General features: G+C 62.8%; 13 protein-coding genes. 6 read left to right on the top strand and 7 right to left on the bottom strand.

Annotated elements, in window-relative coordinates:
* Positions 1-70: 70 nt before the first annotated feature.
* The 3 genes from VGD45_RS05125 to VGD45_RS05115 all read right to left on the bottom strand — a co-directional run bounded on the left by VGD45_RS05125 (position 71) and on the right by VGD45_RS05115 (position 5,312).
* The gene (locus VGD45_RS05125; protein WP_331154193.1) at positions 71-2,212 is read right to left on the bottom strand and encodes a glycoside hydrolase family 3 N-terminal domain-containing protein; all 2,142 of its coding nucleotides are present in this window, start codon (positions 2,210-2,212) and stop codon (positions 71-73) included.
* Between the two features lie 437 nt (positions 2,213-2,649).
* Entirely contained in the window at positions 2,650-4,836 is a 2,187-nt protein-coding gene (locus VGD45_RS05120; RefSeq protein ID WP_331154192.1) for a xanthine dehydrogenase family protein molybdopterin-binding subunit, read from the bottom strand.
* Positions 4,837-4,853: 17 nt separating this feature from the next.
* Complete coding sequence (locus tag VGD45_RS05115) at positions 4,854-5,312, bottom strand: (2Fe-2S)-binding protein (protein ID WP_331154191.1); 459 nt, start codon at positions 5,310-5,312, stop codon at positions 4,854-4,856.
* A 238-nt stretch (positions 5,313-5,550) separates the two neighbouring features.
* Between VGD45_RS05115 and VGD45_RS05110 the strand changes: the two genes are divergently transcribed.
* Entirely contained in the window at positions 5,551-6,636 is a 1,086-nt protein-coding gene (locus VGD45_RS05110) for a zinc-binding dehydrogenase (RefSeq protein ID WP_349263222.1), read from the top strand.
* Between the two features lies 1 nt (position 6,637).
* Here the strand turns inward: VGD45_RS05110 and VGD45_RS05105 are convergent, their stop codons facing one another.
* A complete protein-coding gene (locus VGD45_RS05105; protein WP_331154189.1) occupies positions 6,638-7,600 on the bottom strand; it encodes a VanZ family protein in 963 nt (320 codons plus the stop codon).
* A 17-nt stretch (positions 7,601-7,617) separates the two neighbouring features.
* Here VGD45_RS05105 and VGD45_RS05100 point away from each other — a divergent pair, with 17 nt between their 5' ends.
* Positions 7,618-8,541, top strand: coding sequence for a hypothetical protein (locus VGD45_RS05100; protein WP_331154188.1), 924 nt, complete (start codon positions 7,618-7,620; stop codon positions 8,539-8,541).
* 127 nt (positions 8,542-8,668) lie between these two features.
* Positions 8,669-9,682 (top strand): transposase, encoded by a 1,014-nt coding sequence (locus VGD45_RS05095; protein ID WP_331154187.1) that lies wholly within the window; start codon positions 8,669-8,671, stop codon positions 9,680-9,682.
* 84 nt (positions 9,683-9,766) lie between these two features.
* Here the strand turns inward: VGD45_RS05095 and VGD45_RS05090 are convergent, their stop codons facing one another.
* Together VGD45_RS05090 and VGD45_RS05085 are read right to left on the bottom strand one after the other, a co-directional pair.
* Positions 9,767-11,623: an ATP-binding cassette domain-containing protein gene (locus VGD45_RS05090; protein ID WP_331154186.1), complete on the bottom strand. Its 1,857-nt coding sequence runs from the start codon at positions 11,621-11,623 to the stop codon at positions 9,767-9,769.
* Positions 11,620-11,850, bottom strand: coding sequence for a hypothetical protein (locus VGD45_RS05085; RefSeq protein WP_331154185.1), 231 nt, complete (start codon positions 11,848-11,850; stop codon positions 11,620-11,622). The genes VGD45_RS05090 and VGD45_RS05085 overlap by 4 nt, the downstream gene beginning before the upstream one ends.
* Before the next feature lie 375 nt (positions 11,851-12,225).
* Here VGD45_RS05085 and VGD45_RS05080 point away from each other — a divergent pair, with 375 nt between their 5' ends.
* The 3 genes from VGD45_RS05080 to VGD45_RS05070 all read left to right on the top strand — a co-directional run bounded on the left by VGD45_RS05080 (position 12,226) and on the right by VGD45_RS05070 (position 15,049).
* Entirely contained in the window at positions 12,226-12,357 is a 132-nt protein-coding gene (locus VGD45_RS05080) for a hypothetical protein (protein ID WP_331154184.1), read from the top strand.
* Between the two features lie 86 nt (positions 12,358-12,443).
* Positions 12,444-13,181: a lasso peptide biosynthesis B2 protein gene (locus VGD45_RS05075; RefSeq protein ID WP_331154183.1), complete on the top strand. Its 738-nt coding sequence runs from the start codon at positions 12,444-12,446 to the stop codon at positions 13,179-13,181.
* Positions 13,182-13,201: 20 nt separating this feature from the next.
* A complete protein-coding gene (locus tag VGD45_RS05070; protein WP_331154182.1) occupies positions 13,202-15,049 on the top strand; it encodes an asparagine synthase-related protein in 1,848 nt (615 codons plus the stop codon).
* Positions 15,050-15,053: 4 nt separating this feature from the next.
* Here the strand turns inward: VGD45_RS05070 and VGD45_RS05065 are convergent, their stop codons facing one another.
* On the bottom strand, positions 15,054-18,101 hold the full coding sequence (locus VGD45_RS05065) for a TonB-dependent receptor (protein WP_331154181.1): 3,048 nt from the start codon (positions 18,099-18,101) through the stop codon (positions 15,054-15,056).
* Between the last annotated feature and the right edge of the window lie 149 nt (positions 18,102-18,250).

Genomic DNA, 18,250 nt, shown 5'->3' with positions numbered 1-18,250 from the left:
ACCGGCAAAGTCTTGCCGCCGGCGACCTGGCAAGAAGACCGACACTCGCGGCCGAGGTTTGCCTCGCGATCTAACTCGCGTTCAACGCGAACCGACTGCTGACGCCTGTGGTCGAGGACGGCGCGATCCACACGTCGAACTCGCCGGGCTCGGCCACGAACTGCATTTCCTGGTTGTAAAAAGCGAGATCCTGGCGGGTCAGCGTGAACTGCACGTCGGTGGACGCGCCGGGCGGCAATCTCACCTTGCGGAATCCTTTGAGCTCACGTATCGGGCGCGTCATGCTGGCCGCGCGGTCGCGGATATACAGCTGCGCAATCTCCTCCGCTTCGCGCTCACCCGTGTTGGCGATCTTCGCAGTGACCGTCAAAGTTCCGTCCCAGGCAAGCGCCTTGGTGCTGAGTTGCGGCCGCGAATAAGTGAAGCGCGAATAGGTGAGACCGTGACCGAACGAATACAGCGCTTCGTTCGACACTTCTCGATAGCGCGCCTTGAACGCCGGCCCGTCGTCGCCTTCGGGTCGACCCGTGGTGCGACGGTTGTAGAAATACGGCTGCTGCCCCGAGTCTTGCGGGAAGCTCACAGGCAATCGCCCGCTCGGGCTGTAATCGCCAAACAGCACGTCTGCGACGGCGCTGCCCGTCTCCGTCCCGAGGAACCACGTCACCACGATGGCCTGCGCGTCGCGCACAGCGCCTTCGAGCGCCAGCGCGCGTCCATTCCGAAGCAATACGACCATCGGCTTGCCGACCTTCGCGACCGCTTCGGCGAGTTGCTGCTGAGGCTCGGGCACGACGATTTGTGTTCGCGATTGAGCCTCGCCGGACATGTCTTGTCCTTCGCCAATCGCGAGCACCACGACATCGGCCGCGCGAGCCGCTGCAACGGCCGCTTCGATGCCACCGTCCAGTGGTTTCTCGACGAGCGAGCCGGGCGTCACCGTGAGCAACGACTTGTCCGCGAGCACTGCACGCATACCCTGCTCGATGCTCACGACGTGATCCATCTTGGCGAACGGCGCCCAGGGGCCTGCGAAATTCTTGATGTCCGGACCGAACGGCCCGATCAAGGCGATCTTCTGACCTGACTTGGACAGCGGCAGCACGTTGCCTTGGTTTTTCAAGAGCACGATGGACGCCCGCGCGCTCTCCCGAGCCACGGCGCGCAACTGCGGCGTCATGGTGTTCCGCTTTTCGACTTCAGGATCGAGCGAGCGATACGGATTGTCGAACAGGCCGACCAGATACTTCGTTCGCAACACTCGCCGCACGGATTCGTCGACGACCGCCATGGGCAGCTCACCGCTCGCGACCAGCTTCGGCAGATAGACATTGTAGAGATCGCTCTGCATGCTGATGTCCACGCCGGCGAGAATGGCGAGCCTGGTGGCTTCGCGATCGTCCTTGGCGACGCCGTGCATGACGAGCTCTTTGTCGGCGGTGTAGTCGGATACCACCATGCCCCGAAACTTCCACTGCTCGCGCAGCAGGCCGGTCATGAGCCTGCGATTGGCGGACATGGGCACGCCGTTGATGTCGTTGAACGAGCTCATCGTGGAGAGCGCGCCAGCATCGAATGCGGCTTTGAAAGGCGCCAGATACACTTCGTGCAGAGTCTGATCGGACATCTCCACCGTGTTGTAGTCCATGCCGCCGGAGGCCGCGCCGTAAGCGACGAAATGTTTGGGACAGGCGAGCAGGCTGTCCTCGTCGGTGAGACTCTTGCCCTGAAAGCCTTGCACGCGCGCGACGGCGAGCATCGAACCCAGATACGGATCTTCGCCCGATCCTTCGGCTACGCGCCCCCAGCGCTGATCGCGCCCGATGTCGACCATGGGTGCGAACGTCCAATGCAGCCCGTTCGCCGTCGATTCGATCGCCGCCGCCCGCGCGGTGCGCTCGGCCAACTGCGGATCGAAGCTCGCCGCTTCACCCAACGGAATGGGAAATATCGTGTACAGACCGTGCAGCACATCCGCCCCGAAGATGAGCGGAATCTTGAGCCGCGACTCCTCCACAGCAACTCTCTGAATCGCGCGTGCGCCAGCGGCGCCGAAGCCGTTGAAGACGCCGACCAAGCGTCCTTCCCGCACTCGCTGCGCAAGGTTTTTGTCGACCGGGGGACCGGCTTCAGGATTGATCAGAGTCTGCGGCGTCAGGCGCGTCATGTCGGAAAAGATACTGAGCTGCCCGGCCTTCTCTTCGATAGTCATCCGGGCAATCAGCGATTCAATATGCGCCTCTGCGCTCGCACTCAACGTACTCGCCCGCGCCCTCCGCTGCGCCAAAGCCAGCAGCGTGAGAGAGGACGCACCGAGTAGAAAATTCCGACGAGAGATGGGATTGGAGGCTGGAGTCATCCGGGCATCCTGCCATGACGCTCGTACCCACCGCAAAGAGAGACGTCGGTGGCTCGCACCGCTCTCCGGTTCTTACCTATCAAGCGCGCCTTACAATTCGGCGTCGTCGGGAGGGGGATGTGTTCTCCCGGCAATTGGGATCAACATGGACGTTGACCCAATAGCGCTACATGGACGTACAAGCTACGCGCGAGCGACAGCGACGCGCGGCGGGTGCAGCGGTGCCGGGAGGACACATCCCCCTCCCGGCGACGCGAGCCACCGCCGCATCAAAGCTCAACTCTCCGAAACTACGCCAGCTTCACACCCTGGGTCGAAAGAGGCAGCGAGCGCACCGGCTTCCCATCGATCTGCGCCAGCGCATTCGCCAGAGCCGGCGCGATCACCGGTGTGCCCGGCTCGCCGACGCCCGTGGGCTTGTTCTTCGACGGCACGATGTGAGTTTCGATGGCCGGCATTTCGTTGATACGCAACACCGGATAGGTATCGAAATTGTCCTGCTCGACCCGGCCTTCCTTGAAGGTCACAGCGCCAGTGAGCGCCGCGGACAAGCCGTAGCCGATGCCGGACTCCATCTGCATGGCGATGATGTTGGGATTCACGGCGATACCGCAGTCCACGGCGCACACCACGCTGACCAGCTTCGGTCCGTTCGGGGTCTTCTTGAGCTTGGCCACTTCACCGACCACGCTGTTGAACGACTCGTGCAACGCCAGGCCATACACCTCATCGGCGGCGCGCTGTTTCTTCCAGCCCGACTTCTCCGCGACCAGATCGAGCACCGCCAGATGCCGCGGATGTTTTTCGAGCAGCGAACGCCGCAAGGCGTAAGGATCCTGCCTGGTCTCGCGAGCGATGTCGTCGAGGAAACATTCCGTCGCGTACGCGGTGTGCGTCGAGCCCACCGAGCGCCACCACAACACCGGCACTTGCGGCTTGGTCGTGTGCAACTCCACCTGCAGGTTGGGAATGTGATACGGCAGGTTCTTCGCTCCTTCCACGGAAGTGAAGTCGATTGGATCGTTGCTGGCGAAGACGGTGCCGGCAATGATCGACTGACCGACGATGCGATGCTGCCAGGCAACGATCTTGCCCTGTGCGTCGACGCCGGCCTTCATCCAGTGCACATACATCGGGCGGTAATACCCCGCTCGCATGTCGTCCTCGCGCGTCCAGACGAGCTTCACCGGATCCGTCGTGCCCATCGCCTTGGCAATGGCCGCCGTTTCGACGACGTAGTCCGACAGCGGATTGGCGCGACGACCGAAGCTGCCGCCCGCATAGAGCTGGTTGATCTTCACATCCTTCGGCGCGAGGCCGAGCAGCTTCGCCACCGCCGTCTGGTCGGCGGTCTGGAACTGCTCGCCATTCCAGATCTCGCACGAGCCCTGGCCGATCTTCACGACGCAGTTCATCGGCTCCATGGTGGCGTGCGCGAGGTACGGGAACTCATAAGTCGCCTCGAGCGTGCGCGCGGCTTTGGCGAACGCCTGCTCGACGTCACCTTCTTTCCTGGCCACAGCGCCCGGCTTCTTGGTCAGCTCGCGATATTCCTTCAGCAAATCATCGGAGCTTTGCTTGAACGCGTTGGACTCGTCCCACTCGACGGTCAATGCGTCGCGGCCTTTTTTGGCCGCCCAGAAATCGGTCGCGACCACGGCCACGCCCGAGCGCGCCGCCGTATCGAACTGCACGACCGCCTTCACGCCCTTGACCTGTTTCGCCTTGGTGGCGTCGAAGCTCTTGACCTTCGCGCCGAAACGCGGCGGATGAGCCACGACGGCCGTGACCATGCCGGGCAGTTTGAAATCCTGAGTGAAGATCGCCTTGCCGGTCGACTTGGCTTTGCTGTCGACGCGTGGCGCGCTCTTGCCGATGCGGTTGTAAGTCGACGGATCCTTCGCTTTCACGTCCGTCGGCACGGGCAGCTTCGCGGCATCCGCCACCAGCTCGCCGAAGCGCGCCGATTTGCCGGACTTGTGCTGTACGACGCCCGAGGCAATCGTGATCTCGCTCGCGGGCACCTTCCACCGATTCGCAGCCGCCGTCACCAGCATTGCGCGCGCAGTCGCGCCCGCCTGCTTCAACTGGTCGTACGAATTCGCGATCGCGGTGCTGCCGCCGGTGCCTTGGAAGGCGCCGCCCCAGGCGAGATTGCCATAGAGCTTCACGTCGGCGGGCGCGCCCTCCACTCGGATCTGATTCCAATCGGCATCGAGCTCTTCGGCGACGATGGTCGCGAGGCCCGTATATGAACCCTGGCCCATCTCCGTGTGCTTGGACAACACCGTCACCGTGCTGTCCTTGTCGATGCGCACGAAAGCGTTGGGCGCCCACGTACCGGACTTTGTCACATCCGCGTCGTTCGCCTGCGCGCCGCCGGTCGGCAACCACATGGCCACGGTCAATGCACCGCCGCCTTTCAGGATGTCGCGACGGGAAGCTTGAATCACTGCATCTTGTTCTGCTGCGCTCATGTTCGTCTCCTTCTCGCTCAGGCCAGCGTGCCCGCGGCGCGCTTGATCGCCGCACGGATGCGCACATAAGTGGCGCAACGACACACGTTGCCCGACATGGCCGCATCGATGTCGGCATCGGTGGGCTTGCTGTTGGTGGTGAGCAAAGCAGTCGCGCTCATGATCTGGCCCGACTGGCAGTACCCACACTGCGGCACGTCTTCGGCGATCCAGGCGTCCTGAATGGCCTTGCCGACCTTCGAAGCGCCGACGGCTTCGATGGTCGTGATCTTGCTCGACGCGACGGCTTCCACCGGCAGCACGCAGCTGCGCGTGGCGTTGCCATCGACGTGCACGGTGCAGGCTCCGCACAGCGCCTTACCGCAGCCATATTTGCTACCGGTCATGCCCAGGTGATCGCGCAACACCCACAGCAGCGGCGTATCGGGCTCGGCGTCGGTCTGGACCTTCTGGCCGTTGATATCAAGCGTAATCATGGAAGACACCTCGGAATTGGCAATGAGCTACCGGGGAAGTGGCGCGAATCTTACTCCGCCGCCACTGCGGCCGGGTTGCCCAATCCTGCTGTGTTCCGCAGAGCGCGGTGGCGAAGGTCTAGATTCATCAAGATGTCATGCCCCGGGGCGTTGGCCGATTGCTCCACTGCATCGATGTGCGTAGGCTCGCCTGCCGCTACCGATACTCTTCAGCCTCAGGGGAAACTGCATCGTGACACTGGAAGTACGCGCGGCCGTCGTGCATGGCCCCAACCAGCCGTTCGTCATCGAGACCTTGCAACTGGAAGGTCCGCGCGAAGGCGAAGTCCTGGTGCACATCAAGAGCACCGGCTTGTGTCACTCCGACCTGCACGTGTACGAAGGCAAGCTGCCGTGGCAATTCCCTGCGCTGTTGGGCCATGAAGCCGCGGGTGTGGTGGTCGAATGCGGTCCGGGCGTCACCAAGTTCAAGCCGGGCGATCACGTCATTCCGTTCCTGATTCCTCATTGCGAGAAGTGCGGCTACTGCCACTCGCCCAAGACCAATCTCTGCGTCGAAGCGTTCACGCGCCTGAAGCCGGGCGAGTCGCGCTTCTCGCTGAACGGTAAGCCGGTCACGCAATTGTGGGGACTGGGCACATTCGCCGACTACTCGGTGCTGCCCGTCAACATGCTCGCCAAGGTGCGCGATGACGCACCCTTCGATCCGATCTGTTACATCGGCTGTGGCGCGACCACCGGCCTGGGCGCGGCCTTGTTCGCGGCCAAGGTCGAAGCCGGCAGCTCGGTGGTCGTATTCGGTCTGGGAGGCATCGGACTGAACGTCGTGCAAGGCGCGCGGCTCGCCGGCGCCAAGAAGATCATCGGCGTCGACACCAATCCCGCCAAGGAAGCGGTCGCGCGCCAGTTCGGCGCCACCGAGTTCGTCAATCCCAAGACGGTCGAGAAGATGACCAGCCACTTGATGAAGCTAACCGGCGGCGGCGCCGACTACACCTTCGAATGCATCGGCAATCCGCAAGTCATGCGACAGGCGTTCGAATGCACCAATCCGGCGTGGGGCACGAGCTATGTGGTCGGCGTGGCCCCGCAGGGCGCGGAGGTCACCTCGTACCCCGGCCATCTGATGATGGGCCGTCACTGGACCGGCTGCTACATGGGCGGCGCGCGCGTCACCAAGCTGCCGGAGATCGTGGATTGGTACGTCGAGAAGAAAATCGACCTCGATTCCCTGGTCACGCACCGCTTGAAGCTGGAGCAGATCAACGAAGGCTTCGAGCTGATGCGCACGGGCGAATCGATCCGTTCGGTGATCGTGCTCTGACTCATTCGAGCCACGCGCGCGAGAAATAGAGCTCGCTCGCGCGCGGCGGCTTGCCGATCTGAAACAGGATCATGCCGGCAACCTGACGCAGATCGAGCTCACGCCCCTGCGGGCTCGCAGCGACGTCGCGCAATGGAATGCGAATGACCTGACGAGTTGCGGGCGGCAAGTCGAACACGCGATTGAACCGATCGTTCAGCTCGTTGTTGTGGGCGGCGTCGTGAACCCGCACCACGACGCGCAAATCCAGCGACGTGGGATTGGTGAGATCCAACGCCAGCGTCTCGTACGCGCTCCAGTCCGGCGGCATCTCGATGAAATGCAGTCCCGGATACGGCCCCTCGAGCAAGCGCACGTGCATGGCCTGCTCGCCATTCCTGCTGGCCCATCGGGCCGGCATTCGGGACGGCGACAATTCCGCCCACTGTTGCAGAATGAAGTAGCGATCGAAGCGCTCGGTGAAATCCGCCAGCACCGGAAAGCGGTGATCGCGTTGCTGATATTTGATGGCGGCGCGCGTGACTGGGGTGGCCGCTATTGCCAGCGCCAGCACACCTATTATCGCCGCAATCCATCGCACCGTAGGCGCGCGTGCCGAGCTCCGAAGGCGAACATCGAACACGGCGAAGATGCCAAGCACGGCCACTGCGCCGATGGTGTCATGAAGCGCGTCTTCGAAGCTTGCATCGCGTCCTGTGAGGATTTGCACCAGCTCCGTCAGGATCCCCAGCAGCAGCGCGACGGCCAAGGCCAGGCCGTACTGCTTTGCCGGGCCGAGCGCCGCTAAACGCGGACGCGCGCGAATGAGGATCAACGACAGCAGAGCGATGCCGCCGAAAATGGGCGCATGAGCGGAGTTGTGCAGAGTCCTGATCCAGCGCGTGTCGCCAGGGACTGGCGCAAACACCACGGCCCACAGCAGAATCCCCATCGCCAGCAGCGCAATCCAGGAGGCGCGCTTCACAGGAGCGACCCAGCATCTTGAGCAGCACATCCAGCGAGACCGGTCCCGCCACTGCGACAGCGCCTGTCGTCCCTCGTCATGCCGCCAGCGTGCTCCTGCTGCGCGAACAGGATGGCGCCGTCGAGGTCTTGTTGACCCGTCGACACGAAAACATGTCGTTCATGGGCGGCATGTGGGTCTTTCCCGGCGGCACGCTGTGCCCTGCAGACCTCGCGTCGGCGTCGATCGCGACGATCCCTGAACCGGCGCAGCTGAAGTGTCATCGCCTGCTCGACCTGGACGGCGTCGCGCTGCCCGCCACTACGTGTTTGGGGCTGGCTGTCGCTGCGATTCGGGAAACGTTCGAGGAAACCGGCGTCCTGCTGGCGACGACCGCGGACGGCGAGCATTGTGGCGTTGAGGAGTTGGCGCGATTGCATGAGCGACGGCGTGCAATCGTCTCACAACCCGAGCTGTTTGCCACCTCGCTGCAGGAGGAACGCCTGCACCTGGACGTGCGCCGGCTGCTGTACTGGTCGCACTGGATCACGCCGTCCACAGTGCCCAAACGCTTCGATACCCGCTTCTTTCTAGCCTCTTTACCGCCTGAGCAGATCGCCTCGGTGGACGCAATCGAAGCCACTGAAATGACCTGGATGACACCGGCCGCGCTCATCGCGGCCGCGCATGACGGCACGATGACGGTTTCGCGGCCAACGCTTTACAACGTGATGGAGCTTGACGCGAGCGTGCGACAACACGTTTCTCTCGACGCAATCATGCGCGCCGAAGCACAGCGCGAGGCGCCGCCGGTGCTACCCAAAGTAGTGAAGGGCGAGCAACGTATGATCGTCATGCCGTGGGACGCCGATTATCCGATGTTTGCCGGCAGCGGCGTCTCACAGGGAATGTCTTATCCGCAGCGCCTGCGCACGCTGCCTTCGCGCACCAGCGAGCGTTGACACAACAAAATATATGAATGCATGTCCTTCGGGCCCGGACTACAGTCCTCCGGCACGGACATGACAGAGCGCGAATCGCAACGGTCGCGCCACGTAGTCAGGGAAGGCACACCAGGAGGTTCTCAGGATGTCTCGACGGCAACGGCTCCATGTTGCGGGCGGCACTTACTACGTCGTTCAACATGGCAACACTCATCATCCCATCTTCTCGCAACCCGAGGACTACACCCTCTTCGAAAGGCTGCTCGCGACCGGTCTGCGTCGCACCAACGCTCGCGTGCATGGCTATTGCTGGACGCCTCAAGCCATCCATCTGATCCTGCAGATCGACGAGATCTCCGTCGGCCGCATCATGCAAGGCCTCACCAGTCGCTATGCGCGCAGCATGCATCGACGCATCGGCGAGTCCGGACATTTCTTCCGCCAGCGCTACAAGGCGGTCTTGATCGATCCGAAACATTATCTGCTGAAGCTGCTGCATTACCTGCATCACGTTCCGGTATTGGGCGGGCTGGCGGAGCATCCCGGCGCGGCTGAGCACACCAGCCATGGCGCCTACTCGCGCCAGTCCGCCACCCAATGGCTGACGACACGCACGGCGCAGCGCCTGCTCGAGCTCAAGGACGGCGGCACCGAATACGAAGCGTTCATGGCGCGCTGTCCGGAGCCCGAAGACGTCGTTCAGTTCGAGCGCGTCGGCTCCAACGATCTGCGCGTCATCGGCAGCACCGAGTTCCTGGAGAATCTGCCGCGCAACTCGCGCACCTATCGCAGCAAGGCGTCGCTGGATCAGATCATTCACACCGTGACTTGTCGCATGGGTGTGGAGCGCGATCTGGTGCTGTCCAATTCGCGTCAGCGCGAGTTCACGTTGGTGCGTGCGTTGATCGCCTGGTACGCCACCGAGCGCGGTGTCGCGACGCTGAGCGAGGTCGCTCGCTGCCTGCGCCGCGATCCTTCGACACTGTCGATGGCGATCAGTCGCTATCGCGCACGCCGGCCGGAGCTGTTCAAGATCACGGCCATGCACGACATCTCGCCGCTGGTGCCGATCGGCGGCAGCATCAAAGTGCATTATTGGGATGGCGCCGCCGATGCCCGTGACGGCGACGACGAGGACCGGCAACAGCAGAGCTTGTGAGCCGAAAGGGCCCAGGGAGATGGGGCGGTGGTGGGGCGTTGCTGGGCTCGGCAACGCCCCGGCGGCGGGCGGGAGGAACGGCCTCTACCCTTGAACTGGCGATATCGGCAGTTCCTCCCGCTGTGAGATTCCACCTTGTTGTGCCTGCCATAGCGCCGCGTATGCGCCATTGCGCGCGCATAACTCGTCGTGCGTGCCGCGTTCGAGTAACGCACCACGATCCAGCACGACGATTTCGTCGGCATGCACGACGGTGGACAACCGGTGTGCGATGACCAGTGTCGTGCTGTGCGCCGATACTTCGATGAGGTTGCGTAGGATTTCGCGTTCGGTCTGGGTATCCAGAGAGGATGTCGCCTCGTCGAACACGAAGATCTTCGGCTTTTTCAGCGCCGCGCGCGCAATCGCGACGCGCTGGCGTTCGCCACCGGAAAGCTTGAGGCCACGCTCGCCGACCATGGTGTCGTAGCCGTCGGGCAGAGTCAGGATGAACTCGTGCAAGTTGGCGATGCGCGCGGCCTCTTGAATGTCCGCCTGCGTGGCGCCGGCGCGGCCGAAGCCGATGTTGTTGGCGATGGTGTCGTGAAACAGCACCGTGTCCTGCGGCACGACTGCAATCGCCTGGCGCAGCGCCGACAGCGACAGATCGCGAATCGGCGTGCCGTCCAGCAAGATGCTGCCGGCGTCCGGCTCGTAAAGCCGAAACAGCAGCCGGATCAGCGAGGACTTGCCCGAGCCACTGACGCCCACCACAGCGACTGTCTTTCCCGCGGGCACGGTGAAGCTCACGTTCTGCAACACTGCTCGTGCTTCATGATAGGAGAAACAGACGCTGTCGAATTGCAGCTCGCCGCAGGATGCGCCGGGATGCCGCGAGCGGGTCCCTTCGACCTCGGTCTTTTCGCGAAACATGTCGAGCAGGCTTTCCAGGAACGCCAGCGCCTGCGCCAAATCGCGCACCGCCAGTCCGATCAATTCCAATGGCTGCACCAGGCGGATGATGTACGCATTCAACAGCACGAAATCGCCCACCGTCATTGCGCCCCGGACCACGTCCGTCAGTGCGAAATACGAGGTCACCGCCAGCGACACACCGAAGATCGAGTGCACCAGCAGGCCGTTCTTCACCCGGATCGCGAGAAAGCGCGCCGTCGACTTCTCGGTGCGCGCGAGCGCCACGTCGTAGCGTTCGCACACGACGGGTTCGGCATCGAAGTACTTCACCGTCTCATGATTGATGAGACTGTCGGTGAGCACCGCGTTGGCATCGATATGCGCCCGGGACGCCGCGCGCGATGGCTCCTGAATGGCTCTACCGCCGCGTTGGAACGCATAGAAATAGGCGATCGACGCGATCGCGAGGATGCCGATGTACTCCGCGTGGCCGAAGTGCGCCAACACCAGCGCCACTGCGATGAACTCGATGACGACCGGCAGGAAGGTGTAGATCAAGTGTTGCAGCAGCAGCTGGTAGCCCCGCAGACCCTGGGTCACCGTCTCGCCGATGGCGCCGGTCTTTTTCTCCAGATGAAAGCGCAGCGGCAGGCGCACCAGATGCTCGAACAGACGCCTGGCCACATGCCTCTGCACGCGCTGCTCGGCTTGCAAGTGCAACCAGGTGCGTGCTTCGGCGAATGCGCGGCCGAGATACATGCCGAACACGTACAGACTCAGGAAGCCCAGCGACGTGACCGCTGTCACGCCGCCGGGTCCCGGGGTCCCCTGAGCCAGCGAATCTACGACCAGCTTGAGCGCGATCGGCGTGCCGGCCGCCAGCAGGGAGCCGCCCGCAACAAGGGCAAGCGCCACCAGCAATCGTCGCTTCGTAAAGCCATCGGCGAGCGCCCAGAAAAGCTGCGCAGCCTCGCGCAGGGTTTGCCGAGGCTGGCGGTCAGCCGCCGATGTGCGGATGGATCCGGCCGCTGCATGTGCCTGACTCACCGCGACGATGCCCCGGACAGTAGCGTGCTACTGCGCAGAGTCGTGATCTGGCTTCGCGGATGCGCTCGTCGCACACCATGCGCGAGCGCGAATTGCACGGATAAATGGAACGTTTCACCGTCGCTCGACGAATGACGCTTCAGCTCTTCCACGAGGCCGTCGTCCAGGATCTGTTCCAGCTCCAGGCGACCGAACCGCGCGGCGGTGCGTCCTTTGGACAAGGTCATGCCCAACCTCCCTGTCTCGACCATGCCACAGCGGGTGCGACAATAGCGGGGCCGGCGGCGCTTGGGCCACGCCCGGTGCGCCGCTGTTCAAATATATGGCGAGTTATTTCCAGTAGTTTTCAGGCGATGGGACGTATGCGCTGCGTCCTCACGACACGCAATGCCGACGGTGACAGAGCTTGTTCTATTTGCTTGCCGAGCAACTCACCCGGGTCACCGAGGGGTTCTGCTTAATACTAAACGGCAGAAAGGAGACGCGCCGTGCTGCCTGAGAAGAAATATCGGACTGTTTCCGACAAAGTATATTGACGCCGGATCGCAAACCTAGCAGCGTTGGCAATGCAGGAGGACTGTTGCTTCATCGAGGGAAAGAACATGACCGAAGTTCAGGACGAAATGGAGATCGAGCTGCTCGATCTCGGCGACGCGACGATTGAGACCAAGCAGTGGGGCGTACTGCCCATCACATACGACTCGGTGTATCTGCTAGGGGAGAAACAACCCTGACAGGACGTCACCCAACATCAATGAACGATTGATGGCGGAGCCCGGCACACGCCGGGCTCCGTTATGTATAAGAATCGTGGCTGGCCATGCACACCGAAAAAGCGTACTGGCTGCCGTCGCACGTGCGGGCGTGCTCGACAGCGACTGGGACCGTGTTGCTCGACCTGCGGCGCAATCGATACTTTGGCGTCGGCCGCAAGGAAACCACGGCGCTGCGCTCGCTCGCCGGCAACTGGCGCCACCTTGGCAGCCCTTCGACCACCTTTGCCGCGGACGCCGAGCCCTTGCCGATCGAAGATGCGGTGCGCATCGCCGACAAGCTCGTCGACGCCGGGCTACTCAGTAACAGCGCGCCCGAGCCGGCCGCCTTCACGCCGATGGAGGTGGATCTCGATAGCCTGCTGACCAGCGTCGGGCACGAGATCGAGCGCAAAACCTCGATCCGCTGGCGCCACATCGTCGATTTCCTTCGCGCTTGCAGATGGGCGCGCCACTCGGTGCGTTCGCGCACCTTATTCGTGGTAGCCGAAGACATCGGCCGGCAGAAAAACGCCGCGGGCGCGCCCTTCGACGCCGATCGCGCCGTCGAGCTGGTCGGCGTGTTTCGACGTTTGCGACCCCATACGTTCGCGGCGCGCGATCAATGTTTATTCCATGCACTGGCGCTGACCCGATTTCTGGCCAGCAATAGCGTGTACCCCACCTGGGTGATTGGCGTGCGCACCAAGCCATGGGCGGCGCACAGCTGGGTACAGCAAGGAACGCTGTTGCTCGACGCCAATCCCGAACAGGTTTGCGAGTACACCCCGATCCTGGCGATCTGAACCGCGCGGAGGAGCGTGGGATGTTGCGATACCTGGGGATGGTGTGGGACTCGACGAGTCCACAACAACAAGAAACGGCACAACTGATCGCCGCGCGAATGTCCCAACTGCCAGCGGCATGGCGACAGGAATTCCACGCGCCGGGCATGCAAGTCTTCTGCGCGGGTGCTCGCGTCGACTCATCGCAGATCCATCGAGTTTCTGACGATGGTGGCGTGGTCATTGGAAGCTTGTTCGCGCGCAATCGGGATCTGCATTCGCAGGCGCAGAATGAGCAACTGAACTTCGGCCCGACCCAGAGCAAAGCCTTCGTGCAGAGCCGCGGTCAGTGGCTGATCGATCATGCCTGGGGCAATTACGTCGCTTTCGGTCGTGACGGCCTCGATGAAACGAAGTGGGTGCTCAAGGACCCCACCGGCTCTTTGCCCTGCCTGCACAGCCGTTTCCGTGGGGTGAGTCTCTTCTTCTCACGCATTGGCGATTGTCTCGATCTCAAGCTGCTGCGCTTCACGATCAACGACGCATTCCTCCACGCGCATCTGATGGCCAGCAGCAACTTGCACGAACTCTCCTCGCTCAAAGAAGTATCGCCGGTGCGCGGCGGCGAGTGCGTCGAGTTCCAGCGCAATGGGAGCAGCTCGAGCAAGTACTACTGGAATCCGCTTAGCTTCCATGGCGCGGACGATCTGATCGAAGATCCGGAGTTGGCGGCCCGCGCCATGCGAGGGACGCTGAAAGCCACTGTCAGTACTCTGGCCAGCAGTCATCGTTCGCTATTGCTGCGCCTCTCGGGCGGATTGGATTCTTCCATCATCGCGGGTTGTCTGAAGGACGCACCCATCGGGCGATTCAACGCGTACACGTATTACGCCCCGAGCGGTCGTTCGGACGAACGCCCCTGGGCCCGGCTGGCGGCACAGCATGCCGGCTGCGAGCACATCGAATATCCGCTGACGCCGCTCGATATGGATCTGAGCCTCGGATTGCGGATGGCTCCGTCCGCCGAACCCCTGCCGCTGCTGGGGTTCATTCAACGAAGCACGGTCGAACAGGAATTGGCGGCACGCACTGGCGCCACTGGAATCTTCGGCGGCGATGGGGGGGACTCGGGCTTTTGCGCCGACTCGTTGTCGCATGCCGTTCCGGAGTATCTGAGGAATCACGGCCCCTCGCCGCGCCTGTTCCGCCTCGCCTCGCAAGTCGCCTTGGTCATCCAGAAATCCAGCTGGAACGTGCTGACCACCGCGGTCCGTCGCACCGTCACGGGTGAAGGCGCCATACCACGCGAACGCATTCTCGAAGCGTGTCAGCTGGTCAGCCCGCATATCAAACAAGACTACCGCGGCCAGACCGTGTCGCATCCATGGTTTCAAGGCCAGCGGCGCGTGCCGTGGGACAAGATCCGACGGCTCGGCACGTTGACTGCTGCGTCCGACTATTACAACGTGGCCGCGCGCGCAGACGAAGAAGTGCCGGAAATCGTTTCACCGCTCTACACGCAGCCGGTGATCGAGCTGCTGCTGCGGATTCCTATCTACGTGCATTTTCATCAGGGGCGGGACCGCGGTCTGGCACGGCATGCCTTCGCGGCGGAGGTCCCCGAGCCTATCCTGCGACGCTTGTGGAAGGATCGCGCCCCGGGCTTTCACGATCAGGTATTCGAGCGTCAGCGCACCTTTTTCACCGAAACCTTGCTGGAAGGCGTGTTGGTGAGCAACGGTCTGCTGAATCGCCCGCTGTTGGAAGAAGTGCTGGCATCCAGACCCACCAAGAACACGGTTTATCCCGGCGAAGTATTTCGCCACCTGGATACCGAGCTGTGGGCGCGCCACTGGTTGCAACGCTCGCAGCAGCAAGCCGCTGCTTGAAGGCTCAGAAGCCTTTGGTGAATCGCAGGTAACCGAAGCGGCCGGTCAGATCGCCCTGCGAGGAATCGTAGCCATAAGCGAACCCGATCTCGGAGAACGGCGGCAGCTCGTCGAAGATGTTTCTGACGCCCACTTGCAGCTTCAGGTCGTCCCACATCGCGCCCGCGCCGAACCGGCCATTCATGTCCAAGCTTGCCTGCACATCCACGAGCGTACGAGACGGCAACCTGCGGCCGGTCAGGCCATCGGCGTCTGCATCCATGTAGCCCGGCAACCAGTCGAACGTCGTCGACACGCCCACGCCGTTGCGCGTCCAGCTCAGCCCGCCCACCACACGCCAGCGGGGAATCGTCCCGGACAAGCTGGCGACGCCGACGTGATTCACCGCGTTCGCGAGCGGCTCGTCGACCGAATTGAACTCGCTCACCCACGTGGCCGACAAGCGTGGCATGAAATCACCCCAACGCGTGGCAATCTCATAATTGGCCTCGACGTCGATGCCGCTGGTGGTGAGGCGGCCGAAATTCATTCGCGAGACATCCAGCTGCAGAAGTCTGCCGGGAATGCCGGCAGCGATATCCGCGGGCGTCGGCTCCTCCCGCAGCACTCGATCGGAAAATGCTGCTTCGTTGGCCAGCAGCGAGCTGTAATGCAGGTAGGTGACGCGATTGTGGCTGCTGATATTCCAATAGCTGGCCAACAGCCGCAGCGATGGCAGCGCGCGAGGCGTCAGCACGAAGCCTGCCGTCATCGATTCGGCTTCGATGGGCTGCAGATGAGGATTGCCGCCACCCACCACGCTTACGCTGCTGACTTCGTTGCGAGCAGGGTCCTGGACCGGAACGTTCGTCACCGTGGCTCGTGGGGCATGCAGCTCGAATAGCGAGGGCGGACGGAAGCTCGTTCCATAGGAGCCACGAAACAGAAGGTCCGGCGCCGGTCGCCACATCACTCCAAGTTGCGGGTTCACGGTACTGCCGAAGTCGCTGTAGTCATCCAGCCGCGCGGCCAACGTCATCGCTAACACGTCTTGGCGCGGGTCAGCCGAGGGCCCAATCAGCGGAACGCGCAGCTCGGTGAACAGCGCTCGCACATCGCGTCCGTCATCGACGGGTAGCGTCCTGTCTTCATACATCATTTCTTCGTCGCGCCACTCGCCGCCCACGACGGCTTGCAGCGACCCGGCCGGCAGTTCGAACAGATCGCCGCGCACGAATCCGGAAAGCTGCCGGCCGCGTGAGAAGTGATGTTGTATGTAGGGCTCAATGAGCGAAGCCAGCAGCTCCGGGCTGCCGGCGGGGCCGTCGACAAATGGATTGAGCGCGTGAGCGGGGTCGGTGGCCGCGAGCGCCGCATTCACGCGCGCCGTGCTGACTTTGTTCACATGAGCAGTATCATGCGTTTCAACACTGGCCAGCGCCGCGATCTCCCATTGCCAGGTGGAGCCCAAGGATCCCCGCATGCCAGCGACGCCGCGCGCGGTCTCCGAACGGTGCGACAGCCGTGGCGGCTCGATGCCATCGAGCAGGAAGTCCACCAGCACCGCCTCCCCGAATGGATTGAAAGGGTTGGTCGCCGGCACCAGCGCGCCTTGCATCATATCGCGCTCTTCCTGCGCGGCGATGTCGCGCTCGGTGTATAGCAGTTCCGTGAAGGCGACGAGCTCGTGCGTCAGATCATATTCGGCAAACAGCGCCAGGCTGCGCTGATGAGATTCAGGCACGATGGCGAGCGTGCTCAGCGTGCTGGTGTAGTTACTCATGCCTGCGGTCGCCGAAAAATCAGCCGGCGTGAGGCCGATGCCGCTGCTGCCGTCAGGCACCACTGCGAACGACGAGGGCAAGCCGGGCAGATTGTCACCTGTCGCGGAGCGCACGGTCGCTGCTGTTCCGCCTGGCGCCCGATAGTCGGCGCCGCCGTAGCGCCTGTAATCCTGGTCGAGCCAGCGGTCACGTTCGGCGCCCAGCAGAGATTCACGCTCGTAATAGTCGAAGATCAGAGAAGCTCTGAGGCGCTCGGCCGATAAGCCGGCACTGAACGAGCCACGCAACAGATCCGCCCCACCGCTCGCGCCGCCGTACTGAACGTCGATGACGGGTTGTGGAATCTCTTTCCTCAACACGACGTTGACCACGCCGCCCATGGCGTCCGCGCCGTAGATGGCGGAAGCCGAGTCGGACAACACTTCGATCTTCTCCACGGCCGCGAGCGGAATGGTGTTCAGATCGAAGGAGTTCAGGGTCAGGCTGTTGGCCGTCGGGACCACTCGACGTCCGTTGATGAGGATCAGCGTAGTGTCGACGCCGATACCTCGCATCTGCGAGTACTGTGCAGGATTTTGATAATAAAACTCGGGACGAGTGAACGGCTGCTGAGGCGTATAGCGCAATACATCGGGAATCGAAGCCGCACCGAGCTCTTCGATGTGCCGTCGCGTGAAGACCTGCACCGGCGCCGGACCTTCTCCACTGCGTTCCATTCGCGTGCCGGTCACGATGATCTCATCGATCGACTCACGCGAGGGCGGCCCGACATTGGCCGTTGCGCCAGCACGTCCCGTCTCGGGCAGCGATTGCAGGGGCGGCCGATTCAATGAACGGAAATGCGGCTGTCCTTCCGCCAACCGGCTCCGCTCTGGCTCCGAAACGGTCACGCCGTTGCGAGGCAGTCCCAACAGCGATGGCGCCATCACCACCAGCGAGCGATCGTTGGTGCGCCGGAATGCCAGGCCGCTGGATGCCAGCAGCCGGGTCAACGCCACTTCCGCAGTGAACTTCCCACGTAGCGGTCCGACCAGCATCGCCTGGTCCGTCTGCGCATCCGGCCAGAAACTGATCTGCAGACCAGTCTGCGTGGTGAATTCCTTCAACGCCTCGATGATGCTCAGGCGCGGAATGTCAAGGGTGTAGTAGTGCGCGCCCGGCAGCTCTTCCTGGGCCTTACTGGCGCTCACGCCTTTGGGGGGCGCACTCGGGGTTTGTGCAGCCGAGGGCAACGAGCAGCCCATGATGGCGGCCGCCACGACTCCGGCGATGACCTGTTTCGCGACCATCTCCCCAACAAGATCCCTTTGAAAGTCGGGGACCGCCGCCCCGCCGCTGATGACGCGAATCTAGCGTATGACGCCGCGGTGCGCTGCGACTTTGTTACTTAGGGCGAGCTCCGACTCACAATATATTTCAACGCGCCTCCGGCCGTGTC

Origin of the sequence: Steroidobacter sp. (assembly GCF_036402275.1) — a bacterium.
GTDB lineage: Bacteria > Pseudomonadota > Gammaproteobacteria > Steroidobacterales > Steroidobacteraceae > Steroidobacter.
Note: the sequence above shows the minus strand (reverse complement) of the source record. Positions and strands in the feature narration are given on the sequence as shown.

Excerpts from the sequence above, each read along its gene's own strand:
- VGD45_RS05125 (WP_331154193.1), bottom strand. The coding sequence starts at position 2,212 with ATGACTATCGAAGAGAAGGCCGGGCAGCTCAGTATCTTTTCCGACATG.
- VGD45_RS05120 (WP_331154192.1), bottom strand. The coding sequence starts at position 4,836 with ATGAGCGCAGCAGAACAAGATGCAGTGATTCAAGCTTCCCGTCGCGAC.
- VGD45_RS05115 (WP_331154191.1), bottom strand. The coding sequence starts at position 5,312 with ATGATTACGCTTGATATCAACGGCCAGAAGGTCCAGACCGACGCCGAG.
- VGD45_RS05095 (WP_331154187.1), top strand. The coding sequence starts at position 8,669 with ATGTCTCGACGGCAACGGCTCCATGTTGCGGGCGGCACTTACTACGTC.
- VGD45_RS05085 (WP_331154185.1), bottom strand. The coding sequence starts at position 11,850 with ATGACCTTGTCCAAAGGACGCACCGCCGCGCGGTTCGGTCGCCTGGAG.
- VGD45_RS05080 (WP_331154184.1), top strand. The coding sequence starts at position 12,226 with ATGACCGAAGTTCAGGACGAAATGGAGATCGAGCTGCTCGATCTCGGC.
- VGD45_RS05075 (WP_331154183.1), top strand. The coding sequence starts at position 12,444 with ATGCACACCGAAAAAGCGTACTGGCTGCCGTCGCACGTGCGGGCGTGC.
- VGD45_RS05070 (WP_331154182.1), top strand. The coding sequence starts at position 13,202 with ATGTTGCGATACCTGGGGATGGTGTGGGACTCGACGAGTCCACAACAA.
- VGD45_RS05065 (WP_331154181.1), bottom strand. The coding sequence starts at position 18,101 with ATGGTCGCGAAACAGGTCATCGCCGGAGTCGTGGCGGCCGCCATCATG.